This is a genomic window from Lederbergia ruris (assembly GCF_018332955.1).
Classification (GTDB): domain Bacteria; phylum Bacillota; class Bacilli; order Bacillales; family Bacillaceae_C; genus Lederbergia; species Lederbergia ruris.
The window spans coordinates 106980-120102 of record NZ_BORB01000013.1 but is presented as its reverse complement, the minus strand read 5'-3'; the positions used below and the strand labels follow the sequence as shown (position 1 = coordinate 120102).

9 protein-coding genes are annotated in these 13123 nt (G+C 38.4%); 7 read left to right on the top strand and 2 right to left on the bottom strand.

The features are described 5' to 3' along the window. Positions 1–125 precede the first annotated feature (125 nt). A complete protein-coding gene (locus tag KI363_RS09650) occupies positions 126–1097 on the bottom strand; it encodes a COX15/CtaA family protein (RefSeq protein ID WP_158320482.1) in 972 nt (323 codons plus the stop codon). A gap of 617 nt (positions 1098–1714) precedes the next feature. Here KI363_RS09650 and cyoE point away from each other — a divergent pair. The 7 genes from cyoE (at position 1715) to KI363_RS09615 (ending at position 11606) form a co-directional block, all read left to right on the top strand. Continuing rightward, entirely contained in the window at positions 1715–2629 is a 915-nt protein-coding gene (cyoE, locus tag KI363_RS09645; RefSeq protein WP_212966208.1) for a heme o synthase, read from the top strand. 164 nt (positions 2630–2793) lie between these two features. Beyond that, entirely contained in the window at positions 2794–3870 is a 1077-nt protein-coding gene (gene coxB / locus KI363_RS09640; RefSeq protein WP_212966207.1) for a cytochrome c oxidase subunit II, read from the top strand. A gap of 31 nt (positions 3871–3901) precedes the next feature. After that, positions 3902–5770 (top strand): cytochrome c oxidase subunit I, encoded by a 1869-nt coding sequence (gene ctaD / locus KI363_RS09635; protein WP_158320479.1) that lies wholly within the window; start codon positions 3902–3904, stop codon positions 5768–5770. Continuing rightward, positions 5770–6396, top strand: a complete 627-nt coding sequence (locus KI363_RS09630) for a cytochrome c oxidase subunit 3 (protein WP_212966206.1) — start codon at positions 5770–5772, stop codon at positions 6394–6396. Before ctaD ends, KI363_RS09630 begins: the two co-directional genes overlap by 1 nt. A 5-nt stretch (positions 6397–6401) precedes the next feature. Continuing rightward, positions 6402–6734 (top strand): cytochrome c oxidase subunit IVB, encoded by a 333-nt coding sequence (gene ctaF, locus KI363_RS09625; RefSeq protein WP_158320477.1) that lies wholly within the window; start codon positions 6402–6404, stop codon positions 6732–6734. Positions 6735–6851: 117 nt separating this feature from the next. Next, entirely contained in the window at positions 6852–7778 is a 927-nt protein-coding gene (ctaG, locus tag KI363_RS09620) for a cytochrome c oxidase assembly factor CtaG (RefSeq protein WP_306345167.1), read from the top strand. A gap of 321 nt (positions 7779–8099) precedes the next feature. Further along, complete coding sequence (locus KI363_RS09615; protein WP_212966204.1) at positions 8100–11606, top strand: hypothetical protein; 3507 nt, start codon at positions 8100–8102, stop codon at positions 11604–11606. A 117-nt stretch (positions 11607–11723) separates the two neighbouring features. On the opposite strand, the gene KI363_RS09610 is transcribed toward KI363_RS09615, so the two are convergent. Then, a protein-coding gene (locus KI363_RS09610; protein WP_373306765.1) for an IS3 family transposase occupies positions 11724–13081 on the bottom strand; the annotation gives its coding sequence in 2 pieces (ribosomal slippage) (positions 11724–12610 and positions 12610–13081; 1359 coding nt in all). Positions 13082–13123 lie beyond the last annotated feature (42 nt).

Below are 13123 nucleotides of genomic sequence, written 5' to 3'. Positions count from 1 at the left end.
ATTTTATCAAAAGGTGTCCTTTTTGTTTACTAAAATAGCGACAAAAAAAGGCGTGGGGTCTACACTTTTTAAGTGTAAGCCCCAACGCCTTAATTTTATTTACTGGAGTTTTGTCCCAGCCTCTTTTAATGTGTAACTAATTTATTTGGATCAACGGAATGTTTTTCTTCTGGCTGAATTTGATGTTTGGCCATATTACTCCTATTACGGGACAAGAGGAGTAGGAAATAACATAATAACCCGAATAATAGTGATATAAAGATCGCGTGTAGTAAGGCAACAAATAGATTTGCTTTTGTAAAAATCACACTTGCTCCTGAAATGGCTTGAAGCGAGACAAGAATAAAGGCAATAATCCAGCCAAAGTAGAGGACTTTTTGATGTTTATAATGCCGAATAGCCAGTATCGTCACATATCCAATCCAAAGAAAAATAACGGCAGCAGCTGTACGATGCCCCATCTGAATCCATTGATACATATTAGTAGGTAATGAAAACTCTCCATTTGTACACAGTGGAAAATCTGAACAAACTAAACTTGATTCGGTATGTCGCACAAGTGCCCCAGTATAAACCACAATATAACTGTATATGGTTAGACTGATAATGTGAAACGTCATTCTCTTGTCGATGATTAGTTTGTTCGTGTCGAATTTTTTATCGACTTCAAAAATAAGTAAGGTAAGTAATAGTACCGCAGCAAAAGAAATAAGGGAGATACCAAAATGCAAGGCCAAAACAAAATCAGATTGGGGCCACAGCACTGCAGCTCCACCAATTAATGCTTGGATAATTAAAAAGGAGATCGATAAGATCGCTAGCAATTTTGTTTCCCTAACCTTTCCGATTGCCTTCCAAGCCCAAATAGATAAAATGGCAACTAAAATGGCGGCACTTCCTGAAACAAGTCTATGAGAGAATTCAATTAACAATGCGGGTGTAATATCATCCAAAGGAATTAGTTTCCCGTTACATAATGGAAAGGAGCGTCCGCAGCCCATCCCTGAATCGGTTTTTGTTACTAAAGCTCCACCAAGTAACACTCCTAACATTACGAGTGAAGTTAAAACAGAAAACCATTTTAATTTTCTACTCAATTTTTCACCTTCTTTAAAAGAACATAATAAGTTAACTTTTTGAACATCCTCTTTTAAATACACATTTCATTACCGATACTACATAAAGGAGAGAAAAAAAACAACTGACAATATTGTTACAGCTCGTTCAGCAAAGCCCAAAGCTTGAAAGATTGTCCTTTATTTGGTAAAAATAAGAAGGAAGATTCATTTGTTTACTATAAGAGGATGTTCAAAAAGTCCGGTAAAAATGACACTGCGAATTTCTTCGTTGGCTTGCTTCTCCGCTGCTCATGTATCTAAATGCATACATTCTGCTGCTCGAAGGCTGCGCCGCCTCGAACTTCTTGGTCCTTTTTATCCTCCTTTTTGAACAGGCACTATAAGTAGTCACATTTTCGACATAAAAACTTTTCTCTTTATCTCCATATTCGCAAGAAATTATGCTTTAATAATCCATTGGAGGCTTTGATTCTTCAATCTTAAGTGAAAAGAAATAGTGAGATATGAAAATGCCAATGCCATAATCGAGTTAAATTAGTGAACAAATACTGAAACTTTCGTTAAAAGCAAGCAATGTTAAGCAAAATGCATTATAGTAAATGATGGAAGAAACTTTTAGAAAGGAGGGAATAAAAATGGGAGATAGTCGTACATTAGCAAGTGTGGAAAGAACTGTACATCCAGCTAGCACAAAATGGAAAGATTTTACGGCACTAATTAAAATCGGCATTGTAAATTCCAACCTCATTACCAGTTTCACTGGATTGTGGTTAGCCTTTGTTTTTACGGATGGACACTTCCTCCAATCATTAGACACCGTTTTTTATGCTCTCGCTGGTTCATCTTTAATCATGGCAGGTTCATGCGCCTTGAATAATTACATAGATAGGGATATAGACCACATTATGGAACGGACGAAAAAAAGGCCGACAGTGACAGGGAAAATAACTGGTTCTAAAACCTTAATCATTGGCTTTAGTTTCATCGTAGTGGGATTAATATTTCTCTTCCTGACCAATATCATAGCAGGTATCCTTGGAGTCATTGGGGTTTTCAGCTATGTAGTAGTCTATAGCATGTGGGCGAAACGGAATTATGTTACTAATACAGTTATCGGCAGTCTTCCAGGAGCGATTCCACCTCTAATTGGTTGGGCTGCGGTTGATCCTTCATTGCCTACAATGGCTTGGATGTTATTTTTACTAATGTTTATTTGGCAGCCGCCCCATTTCTATGCGCTTGCAATGAGGCGAGTAGAGGAATATAGGGCTGCTTCCATCCCAATGCTTCCCGTTGTAAAGGGTTTTTCTGTAACCAAAAAACATATTATGTTTTGGGTGGCATTGCTATTACCCATTCCTTTTTTTATGATGTCATTAGGAATCCCATTTGTAATATTTGCCACTGCCTTGAATATTGGGTGGTTCATTATGGGTATGATGGGTTATAAGAAAAAAGACGATGTTAAATGGGCCAACGGAATGTTTATTTACTCACTAAACTATTTAACCATTCTTTTTACGGCGATGGTAATCTTTTCAGTTATCTAGATGACTGTTATTGCTTACGAAAGTAAGAAAAAAAGACAAAATCTACTTTATCATTCAAGGTTATATTTCTAGGGAATTCTTTCTTACTTTATAAGAAATCCATATAATTACAGGCATGTCTATAGCTGCCAAGACATTTTACGAAAGAGGGGTTTGATTACATTATGAAAAAATGGCTGCGAAAATGGCGTCTTGCTACGGTCATAGCGGTTTTGGCGCTAGTCCTATCAGGATGCGGCGAGCCGTTTCTCTCTGCTTTAAAACCGGCCGGGGAAGTGGCAAAACAGCAATATGACCTGATTTTATTCAGTTTAGGCATAATGACTCTAGTTGTTATTGTCGTAGTGGTACTATTTGCAATTGTTTTAGTCCGTTTTCGCCGGAAAAACAATAGTGAAATACCTAAACAAGTTGAAGGTAGTCACACATTAGAAATCATTTGGACCGTTATTCCGATCATCATTATTTTGGTTCTTGCTGTCCCTACAGTTGCTGCTACTTTTTCACAAGGTGATGTTTCAGCAATGGATAAGAAGGACAAGGATGGAAATCGGGAAAATCTCGTTGTGAATGTACGAGCTCATTTGTACTGGTGGGAGTTCGAATATGAAGATTTGGGAATTTTAACAAGTCAAGACTTAGTAATTCCAACAGATCAAAAAGTGTACTTTAATGTTGAATCTGCTGACATCAAGCACTCTTTCTGGATTCCACCACTAGGCGGAAAATTAGACGCTAACCCAGAAAACGTCAATAAGTTTTTCTTAAGCGTTGATCAGGATAAAGCAGACGATGTAAACAATATTTTCTATGGAAAATGTGCGGAGCTTTGTGGTCCTTCACATGCTTACATGGACTTTAAAGTTAAAGCTATTCCACAGGATGAATTTGATCAGTGGGTTGCAGATATGCAAAATGCTGAAGAACCTGTGCCAACTTCTGAATTAGCGAAAAAAGGGGAAGAGGTATTTAATGACAGCTGTATTTCTTGTCATGCTGTAACACCTAGCAATGATACCCCGCCACAAGCAAGAACAGCGCCTAATTTAGCGGATTTCGGTAACAGGGAAACGGTCGCTGGGATCTTAGAACATAATGAAGAAAGCTTGAAAGAATGGATAAAAGATCCAGAACAATTTAAGCCAGGAAACAAAATGACTGGTGCTTATCCAGATCTTAAAGATGATGAATTAGATGCATTAGCGGCTTATTTGATGGAATTAAAAGTTGGTAATGAATAAAACAGTCCCAAGTATTTAAGGAGGTTAAATTGTGAGTACAATTGCTCAAAAGCGAGGCTTCGGTGCCACTCTTTGGGACTACATGACAACGGTAGACCATAAAAAGATTGGTATTCTGTATATCGCTGGTGGAGGATTTTTCTTCCTATTAGGCGGTATTGAAGCTTTAATTATACGGATTCAACTCGCTGTGCCAAACAATGGTTTTGTTAGTGCACAAACATTTAACGAAGTAATGACCATGCATGGAACAACTATGATCTTCCTGGCAGCCATGCCGATATTGATCGGGTTAATGAACTTAATTATGCCCCTGCAGATCGGGGCGCGTGATGTGGCATTTCCATTTCTAAATGCTTTAGGTTTTTGGTTATTTTTCCTAGGTGGAATTTTACTGAATACCTCATGGTTTTTGGGTGGGGCACCGGATGCTGGATGGACATCTTATGCATCTCTTGCACTTAATTCTCCCCATCATGGTGTTGATTTCTATGTAACGGGTATACAAATTTCTGGTTTCGGAACGCTAATGGGCGGAATTAACTTTCTCGTTACCATTATTAATATGCGTGCACCAGGTATGACCTATATGAGAATGCCAATGTTCACCTGGACAACATTTGTTGTTTCTGCATTGATTTTGTTTGCATTCCCTCCGTTAACCGTTGCATTATTCTTGCTAACATTTGATCGCTTATTTGGCGCAAACTTTTTTGAAGTGGCAATGGGTGGAAACACGATTATTTGGGAGCATTTCTTCTGGATATTTGGGCACCCTGAAGTATATATCTTAATATTACCGTCATTCGGGATCTTCTCGGAGATTTTTGCGACGTTCTCTAGAAAAAGACTATTTGGTTATTCCTCTATGGTCTTTGCGACGGTACTAATTGGATTTTTTGGATTCATGGTTTGGGCTCACCATATGTTTACAGTTGGACTAGGTAATATCGCCAACGCGATCTTTGCCGTAGCTTCCATGGCAATTGGAGTGCCGACCGGTATTAAGATTTTTAACTGGATCTTTACGATGTGGGGCGGCAGTGTCAAATTTACGACACCGATGCTCTATGCAGCTGGATTTATTCCTTCTTTCGTAATGGGGGGAGTAACAGGAATCATGGTTGCCGTAGCGCCTGCAGACTATCAGTTCCATGATACCTACTTTGTTGTAGCCCACTTCCATTATGTCATTGTTGGTGGAGTGGTATTAGCCATTTTGGCTGCAGTCCATTTCTATTGGCCGAAAATGTTTGGCACGATGTTAAATGAAACATTAGGTAAAATTGAGTTTGTCTTATTCTTTATTGGTTTCCATTTAACTTTCTTTATTCAACATTTCCTTGGTTTAATGGGAATGCCAAGAAGAATTGCTACATTCTTAGATGATCAGGGATTGAATACAGGAAACTTAATCAGTTCGATCGGTGCAGCTTTCATGGCTGTAGCGGTATTGATTTTGCTTTACAATATTATTATGACCCAAGTAAAAAATGTCCGTGTTGGCAACGACCCATGGGGCGATGGACGTACTTTGGAATGGTCACTACCATCACCACCGCCATTTTATAATTTCAAACAGTTGCCTTTAGTACGTGGTATTGACACATACTGGATTGAAAAAATGGAAGGTAAGCAAGAAGTGACTCCGGCTGAACCTGTTAATGACATTCATATGCCGAACGGTTCTATTTTCCCGGTATTTATTTCTCTAGGCTTTATGATTGCTTCTTATGGGGCGATCTTCCGTAATGATCATGCATGGGGAGATCCTGTTTTGATTATCGGTCTGATTGTAGCATTTGGTTCTATGTTACTTAGATCTTTAAAAGATGATCATGGCTTCCATATACCAAAATCGGAGCTAGTTGATAAAAAGGATAAGGGGGTAAAGGCATAATGCATGTTGAAGAGCAATTTACACCCAAAACATGGCCTGAGTCACCCGAAAGAGCAACTCTGGAAGGGAAAAATAAATTTTTGGGATTTTGGTTCTTTCTTGGAGGCGAAACAGTTCTATTCGCTTCCCTGTTTGCAACATACTTGGCATTGAAAGACAAAGTACCAAATAAGGATAGTCTTATATCTACGGATATTTTTGATTTGAAATTAGCTTTTATTATGACGATGATACTTTTAACCAGTTCTATTACGAGTGTTTATGCCATTTACCATATGAAGAACTTTCATTTCAAAAAAATGCAAGCTTGGTTATTTATAACAGTTGTTCTTGGTTTGGCATTCTTGGCTTGTGAGATTTATGAATTCTGGCATTATACTCACGGTTTAGATTTTGGGTATACAACGAGTGCTTTTAGTTCAGCTTTCTACACCCTAGTAGGATTTCACGGTGGTCACGTAGTATTTGGACTTGGTTGGATGATCGCTCTTATGGTGCGAAATGCGAATAGAGGGTTAAGTTTATATAATGCCCCCAAATTTTATCTAGCAAGTTTGTATTGGCACTTTATTGACGTCGTATGGGTATTTATCTTCACTGTCGTATATCTAATGGGGATGGTGTGATATAAATGGGAAACGAACAATTAAATTCACGAGATATGGATACAAAATATGAATACCGAAGAAAAAGAAATGCTGAAGAAATGCGTCATCAGGTTATCTCTTTTGCGATTTCTATTTTCTTAACACTTTGCGCATTCGGCGCGGTAGCAGCAGGATTTGATAAATGGTTCGTACTTCCATTTATCCTGTTACTCGCTGTGATCCAAGTGATTTTTCAACTTTATTATTTCATGCACATGAATCAGAAAGGGCATGAAGCTCCACAGTTATTTATATACGGTGGAGTCATCATTGGATTTGCAACAATTCTAGCGTTTCTAACCATCGTTTGGTGGTGATTAAAAAGCCAGCCGATTAGGCTGGCTTTTTGCAATGTCATCAATATGTCAATTGGCTGCGTTGAATTCGGCTCTTTATAAAAGTATAATAAAAGTACTATCAGTATTCTAAACGAGGTGAAGAGCGTGCCTTTAAGTATTTTTGGCTTCCGCGCATTATGGAGTCCATATTTTATGATTTTTGTCTTACTTTTAATTGTCGCTTATTTCTTTGTAACAGTGAAACTAAGAGGCAATGCTCCTGACCGAGAAGCACTTAAGCCAAAGCAGGCTATATTATTCATCATTGCCATGACCCTTCTGTATGTGACAAAAGGTTCCCCTGTCGATTTAATGGCTCATATTATGTTTACTTTTCACATGTTCCAAATGGCGTTTTTATATTTGGTCATACCACCAATCCTAATTGTTTCCATTCCAAATTGGGTGTGGAAAGAACTTATTCATAGTAAATGGTTTCATCCTATTTTTAAGTTCATGACAAAGCCTTTGATCGCTTTACTTGTGTTTAATGGTATCTTTTCTATATACCATATTCCCGTCGTTATGGATGCTGTTAAGATGAACATTTTTCTCCATGCTGGTTATACGATTCTTCTCTTCATTTTAGCCCTATTTTTATGGTGGCCAATAACGAATAAACTTGACGAGGGATACCAAATTCATGGTTTGAAAAAAGTAGGTTACATTTTAGCGGATGGCATTTTACTTTTACCAGCATGCGGGATGATCATATTTGCACCTACTGCCATCTATGCAACCTATACGGATGGAGAAATGTGGCTTAAAGCAATGGAACTTTGTGTACCTACTTCTACATTATCAGGTCTTGCTGGAAGTGGCCTTAGTCCTGAATTGTTTACGAATGTCGCACCGAAAGTGGACCAGCAACTGGGTGGCGTCATCATGAAGGTCATTCAAGAAATCGTGCTTGGTTATATGCTCGTAAAAGTATTTTTTGCTTGGTATGAGAAGGAGAAGTTGGAAGGTGAAGAGATTAATAAAGCCGCTTTACTGCAACATCATCCCAAACATGCCGAATAAAATAAGAAAAAGAGGAGCTATCCAAAAAGGTCAATGAATAGACTTTTTAAGAGGGCTCCTCTTTTTACCTTGGAAAACGAAAAAATCAAGCAGAATTTACAATAAATACAGAATAAATTATTTGATTACTTAAAAAATTCCGTGTCTTGGAATTATAGAAGTGGGGCTTACCGCCAATTATTTCGGGATAAATGAAAAAACTAGCAGGGTTTATGGTAAAATGAAGGCGTTGTTATAACGTAGAAAGACAACTAAAGGTGTGCCATTTATTATCAATCATGGCCATCCATATACAGTATTAGTAAAAAAGGGGGGGAAGGGATGGAGGAGATTCCAAGGTCAACGAAAGAAAGTATTGTGAAAGAGGAAATAAACCAATTATACCAACAGGGCTTTATCACTGAAAAAGAGTTTCACCGCTTTATGCAGACCTATCAGCAGTACCGTATGCAGCGGATAAAAGAAATTGCTCAACAATTGCGGGAGCAAGAGGGACCGGTTGTTATCCAGGAACCACAATCAGCTGATTCATCCAATGAATTAATCGAGTCGCCTGCTATAAAAACAGAACAGACCGTTTCATCAACACAAACACCTGTTAAAGAGACGAAAGAAAAGCAGTCAAAACCTAAAAAGTCGAGTGAACAAATTCGGGAACGAAATATTACTTGGTTATTGAGTATAGGCGTTGTGTTCTTATTGATCAGTGGTTTAGTGGTCGCAACGTCGACATGGGATCAAATGGGAGCGCTGATGAAAGTTATTACATTACTAGGCGTTTCTTTATTCTTCCTTGGATTAAGTATCGTTTCTGGTAAATTCCTGAAAATTGATAAAACCGCTTTTGCATTTCTTACATTAGGAAGTTTATTGCTCCCCATCGGAATATTAGCGATTGGTTATTTCGGTTTATTAGGTTCCTATTTAACAATTGGTGGCGAGGGCAGGTATATCTTGGGGATGATGTGTACATTCATTCCACTCCCATTATATATGAGAAATGCGATTGTTAATCGATCTAGGTTATTTGTCTGGATTTTCTTTTTATTCTTATCCTTTTTTGTTGGCTTTCTGTTTGCGGCTATTCAAGTGCCGAGAGATCTTTTTTATTTATTTATTATGATCTATAATGCCGGTTTATTATATGTCTATCACCGCTTTCACCGTCAACAGCAATCAAAAATTTTGTTGTTTTTAAAAGAACTACCAGCTTATGCGCAATTGAATTTGATTGTTTCTACATTACTGATGCTGGTGATCTTTGAACAGGAACTATTTTATAGCTTTAATATCTTAGTGACTGCGCTTCTCTATATGGCCATGGTATTTGTCTATAATACTAAGGCCTATCAGTTTGTTTTTATTGCCTTGTTTGCATATGGCGTGTTTCAGCTCACAGAATCCTCTTGGCTGCAGTCTATTGATGTTTTTGTTTATGCTTTGTTAGGTGCTGGATATTTAGCCCTTGCCTATATAATGAGAAAGAATACATTTGTCGAGAAGGTATTCCACTATACAGCAGGGATTATTTCTCTTTTTGCTTTTATTTATATCAGTTTTCAAGGCCTAATGATAAGGGAAGGATCAGACTCTTGGACATTGCTGCTGGCTTACTTCGTCATTGCCGGAACCTATATTTACCTATCCAATATCACGAATAAACAGGTATTCCGCTGGCTGGCTCCAGTCTTTCTTGTCAGTGTTGGCATACAGCTTTGGAATGCTGCGATTGAGCCTTATTTTATCATAAGTTGGCATTTTTTTATGTTTATCTATGCCGCGCTTCTGTTTTTTATGATTGGTTTCAGAAGACAATGGAAATATCTCCAAGCAATTGGAACAAGTACGTATTATGTTAGTGCAGGAGTTATGTTATTCACCTTGCTTTATGGATGGCTACTAGGAGAATTTATCGAACTGGCCATAATGCTGGTTTTATTAGGAATCCTTAGCCTGCTTGTATCGACTTCTGCAAAGGTTGTAGAGAAACAAGTGGCCGTATGGCTGCATGCGATTAGTTGGATTCTGGCTCTGTTTGTGATTTATCCTGAGGTAGTGGAGCAGATTCCAGCTTATCAAGTGAGATTGGATATTCCATTTCATGTTGCTGTATCTTCTATTGTTTTATTAGCGGTATGCAAAGTTTGGGATCATACGAATAAATCCGGTTTAGCGCAGGCAGCCTTCTACGTTGGCCAAGTCGGTTATTATATAGCCGTTTTACAAGCGGTATTTTATTACTATAACGATGGGCAGTTGGTTCGATCGTTCATCTTTTTAATTGGTATTGGCTTGGCGTATTGGCTGGTACAACGCTCTCGGCTGCAGCCGCTATGGAGCCTGGTATCTGTGATTACACTGTTTTTCTATATGTCCTTGTATAGTTTCTTTCCAATCGATTCGGTGCAAGGCTATGCTTGGTATATGATGTTTGCCCCTGTCCTTTTGTTAGTAGTTGACGGGTATGGAGGAAAGTATATCAGGGAGTTAAAACCATATTTCTTTTGGCTGGCCCATGTTACGCTGATTGGGGTAATGCTGTTCCTTTGTATCGATTCGATCTTTGATCATTCGATTCATCCAACTATTATGCTTATCACCCTTACCATTTATCTATACAGTACTTTCGTGAAGAAAAAAGAATGGCAGATTAAGTTGTTTTTATATGCGGCTATGTCGATGATCCCATGGCTAATCATGATGCATATTCTCTATTACAATATAATCTCTCAGTTACCAATTGAGTATGCAGCGATTATAGCAAGTATCCTGTTCTTTGGTGTATGGTGGTTCGCCCCATCTGTCTGGAAAAAAAGAATGGAATGGTATATGATTCCATTCATTCATGTAAATCTACTTGTGACGGTAATTACCTTATCCATTGAAACAGTAGTTGAAATCATCATTCTAATCGGTTGGATGGTGTTAAGTTTATATTTACTACATGTTCGGAAATGGTTAGTTTTCAGCTTAGTCCCAGTGATTGCTTCCATTATAATGTGGATGCAGCAAGAATGGATCACAGAAACAGATCAACTTATGGTTGTAAGTGTGTTCTTCTTCATCTTGTTAATAGGGACTGGAAGATACTTGTTTACAAGTCTCTATACGGAATCGAAGAACAAGGTGACAGAAGTAGATTGGTATACGGTTGGCGCCCTCTTTTATGTTGCCTATGAGTTTATCCTTTCATTAACAGTAGACAATGTTTGGCTGCGGGTCATTCCATTTCTAATGATCGCAAGTTGGTTATCTTTACAAATCAATCGTCTCCAAAAAGGCATAGAGAAGAAGATTTATATTACCTTATCTAGTGTTTCTATTTTGCCTGCTTACTATTTAGTATTATCAGAATATCTGGATCTTGTTACGCCGCTGCTACATGCTGAGCTTCGAGCATTGCCGATTCTAACTTTGTCGATTTTATTGGCCACACGAACATGGAAAGACAAAAAACAAGTTATGAATCACATCCAAACCGTTATACTTGTAGTCATCACGGTTTATCTCATTCATGATGCGATTCAGAGCAGTACGATTTGGGATGCACTCATTATTGGTACACTCTCTCTAGCGGCTTTCTTATTAGGTATGAAGTTTCAGATCAAATCTTATTTCTTTGTCGGGCTAGGGACATTGCTGTTTAATGTTATGTATCAAACAAGACCTTATTGGGGGAATATGCCCTGGTGGGGCTATCTATTGATTGTTGGTTTGTTACTGATTACGATTGCCAGTTATAATGAGTGGCAGAAACAGCGTGAATCAGAAGGAAAACTTGTGCAGTTCATGAAAAAAATAATCGCTCGATTGAAAGAATGGAATTAGTGAGAAAGATAAACTAGTTGATTGGAGTGGAAGGCGGCGACTCCTGGGGGATTAGCGAGACAGGTGAGACCCCGCAAGAGCGAATGCAGTGGACCCATAAAATTGGACACTCATTTCCTATGCGGTTAATGTAAAGTTCTCTCGATAAGCCACTGGACTTTTTCGATTTAACTTTGATTTAATTCGTAAATGGTTGTAGTAATACATGTATTGATCCAATTCAATTTTAAAATGCTCTATGCTGTCGAACTCCTGTAGATACAGGAATTCATATTTAAGTATTCCAAAAAAGTTTTCTATGACGGCATTGTCATAACAGTTCCCTTTACGGGACATACTCTGTCTAATCTTATTTTCCTTCAGCTTTTTTCGATATTGGGGCATACGGTAATGCCAGCCCTGATCAGAGTGGATCAAGAGCTTGTCGCCTTCCTTAATGGATTTTAATGCTTGATCCAACATCGTTTCCACTAAATCAAAGGTAGGTCTGGTTTGAAGGGTATAGGTAATGATTTCGCCGTTAAAAAGGTCTAATACCGGAGAGAGATACAGTTTCTCCCCGAATAATTTAAATTCCGTTACGTCTGTCACCCATTTTTGATTTGGCTTTTCAGCCTTAAAGTTACGTTTCAAAATATTGGGGGCTGCTTTCCCGTATGCTCCTTTGTAAGATTTATATTTTTTTATTCGGACTATACATTGGAGCCCTAAATCTCTCATTAGCCGCAAGACTTTCTTTCTGTTTATTTCGTATCCTTTTTCCTTGAGGACATCTGTAATACGGCGATAGCCATAGCGGCCCTTGTGTCGGTGATAGATGAACGTGATCCTTCTTTTCCACTTGCGGTCGGGATCTGGCTGTTTCCAGCTGTTCACAATATGGTAATAGGTGCTTCTTACCAGGTTGGCTACCTGTATCATCTTGATCACCGGAAATGCGTGCCTTAGTTCGAATATTACTTTCGCTTTGACTTTGTTGGTGATGTCTCTTTCTGAACTAAGGCTCTTAACTTTTTTAAATAGGCGTTCTCCATGCGGAGGTACTCGAGTTCCTTTTCCAACTCTTCTCTTGATTGGCTGGAAAGATCTGCGGAAGTATGTTTCTTTTGATTACGAGATGTCATAATAGATGGCCCCTTCTCTTTTGATTCAAGGGCATCTACTCCACCTGTTTCCCACTTTTTCCTCCACCTACGAACCATACTGGGATCCGGGATATGGAAAAGGGCTGATGCCTCTCGAATGGAATAATTCGTCTCGTTCATGAATTGAATTACCCTTAGTTTAAAGGCTGCCGGATAATTTGTATAGGGAAAATTAAACGCTTGGTCTCCATGATGCTGAAATAACAATACCCAATAACGGATTACCGATTCGTCAATGCCGGATTGCTTTGCCAGGTCACGATAACTAATGATTTCATTTTCATATCGTTGGGCTACTAGCAGCTTAAACTCATTACTATACTTGGACATTTTCAAGACCTCCTAATGTTGGATGGAGTGTCCAACATTAGG